Here is a 2,284-nt window from a genome sequence, read left to right as displayed (position 1 = left end):
ACGAGCTGTGGTCCTCGCGTCGCGCCGCGATCGACGCCGAATATGCGGTGCTGGCCAAGACGTTTCAGGCCGCCCACGGCCGCGAGCCGACCACCCCGGAATCGATCGCGATGTTCCAGCAGGCCACCTTGGCCACCCGCGACGCCAAGCACGAACCACGCTCACTGGCCGAACAACGCCAAGAATGGCGTACCCAAGCGGTCGGTCTGTTGGGCAGCGACGAGGCGGTCAACGCGATGATCGCCCGCTCACTGGCCGGGCGCACCACGACACCGGCCGAGGTCACCGACAGTTGGATCAAAGCGCGCGCCGCTCAAGTGATCGCCACCGTCTCCGCGGCGCGGGCCACCTGGAACCGCACCCATGTGTTGGCCGAAGCGTTGCGGGTGGTGCGGGTCACCGGGCACGCCGGAATCGACGGCATCGCCGAACTCATCACCGACGCCGCCTTGGCCGAACCGTTGAGCATCCGCCACGCGTGCAGTCCTGATACCGACCTCGGTGAGCCCGCCCGGCTGCGCCGCCGCGACGGCTCCAGCGTGTACCGCCAAGTCGGATCGCAGACCTACACCAGCCACGAAATCCTGGCCGCCGAACGCTCCATCCTGGCCGCCGCCGAGCTGCGCGATGGGCGCACCGTGCCCGCCGCCGACGTCGAGATTGAACTACTGGCCCAGGCCGCGCATCGGCGTGAACTCAACGCCGGCCAAGCCCAACTGGTCCGCGAGATGGCCTGCCGGGGTCAGCGGGTCATGCTCGCGCTGGCCCCCGCCGGGTCGGGAAAAACCACCGCCATGGCCGCGCTCGCGCGGTCCTGGGAAGGTGCCGGGGGCACCGTCATCGGGTTGTCCCCGAGTGCGAGTGCGGCGCAGCTGCTGCGCGAGGAAATCGAAGTCGAAGTCGGTGACACTCTCGATAAGTTCAACTGGCTCACCGACAATCCCGACATTGCCCCCGGTGATCCGGCGCGGCAGTGGTACGACGCGATCGATGAAAACACGTTGATCATCGTGGACGAGGCCGGTAAGGCCGGCACGTTGGCGTTGGCCTCGATGATCGCGGTCGCGTTGGCCCGCGGCGCCAGCGTGCGCCTCGTCGGTGACGACAAGCAGCTGTCCTCGATCAGCGCCGGCGGTGTGCTGCGCGACCTGGCCCACCGCCACGGTGCGATCACGTTGTCCCAAGTGATGCGGTTCGCCTCAGCCGCCGAAGCCCAAGCCGGTCTGGCGTTGCGCGACGGTGACCCGTCGGGGATCGCGTTCTATCTCGATGAGCAGCGCGTGCACGTCGGCACTCAAGCCGCCGCGTCCGACATGGCGTTCGAGGCTTGGCAATCCGATATCGCCGCCGGCGAGCACTCGCTGCTGTTGGCGCCCACCCACGATCTGGTGTCCGAACTCAACGACCGCGCGCGACTGCACCGGCTCACCGAACTCGGAGCCCGCGCCCCCGGCATCGAAGCGGTGTTGATGGCCGGTGCGCGCGCCAGCGTCGGAGACCTCGTGTTCACCAAGGAGAATGACCGCACCTTGGCTCTCGGCGCGACTGATTTCGTGCGCAACGGCTACCGGTGGGAAGTCACCGAGGTCGACCCGGAAGGCTCGATCACCGTCAAGCATCTGGAGTCTGGGGCGCACCTGCGCCTGCCGGCCGAGTACGTCCGTGCCCACGTCACCCTGGGCTATGCCCGCACCATTGACGCCACCCAGGGTGCCACCGCCCGGTACCGGTGTCACACCGTGGGCTCTGACCAGTTGACCCGCCAGCAGGTGTACACCGCACTCACCCGAGGGGTGTACGGCAACCACATCTACTTCTCCACCGCCGAACACGACCCACACCGCGTGCTGTCCCCGAAGGCGACCCACCCCGACACCGCCGTGGACGTCTTGACCCGCGCGCTGGGCCGCGACGCCGCGCAAGTGTCGGCCACCAGCGCGGCCCGCGCCGCCACCGATCCAGCTGCCCGCCTGGCCGCTGCGACAGCCATGTACGCCCATGCGGTCGGTGCCGCGGCCGAGTCACGCCTGAGCCCAGCCCAGCACGCCGAGTTGGATTCCCACGCCGAAAAGCTGGTGCCCGGCCTGACCTCGGCGACGGCCTGGCCGGTGCTGCGCCAGCACCTCGCGTTGATCGCCGCCGCCGGAATCCACCCGCTCAAACGTCTCGACAAAGTGGTCGCCGCCGGCGGATTCGACAACGCCGCCGACCCCGCCGCCGTCATCGACTGGCGACTGGACCCCACCGGAGCGCACTCCGGTGGCGCCGGCCCGCTGCCCTGGCT

General features: G+C 69.2%; 1 protein-coding gene. It reads left to right on the top strand.

Going from position 1 to position 2,284, the window contains the following annotated elements; genetic code table 11:
• On the top strand, window positions 1-2,284 hold a 2,284-nt coding region (locus WA944_RS04140), incomplete at both ends, for an AAA family ATPase (RefSeq protein ID WP_526646415.1).

The sequence above is a fragment of the Mycobacterium sp. genome (assembly GCF_049683355.1).
GTDB lineage: Bacteria > Actinomycetota > Actinomycetes > Mycobacteriales > Mycobacteriaceae > Mycobacterium.
Note: the sequence above shows the minus strand (reverse complement) of the source record. Positions and strands in the feature narration are given on the sequence as shown.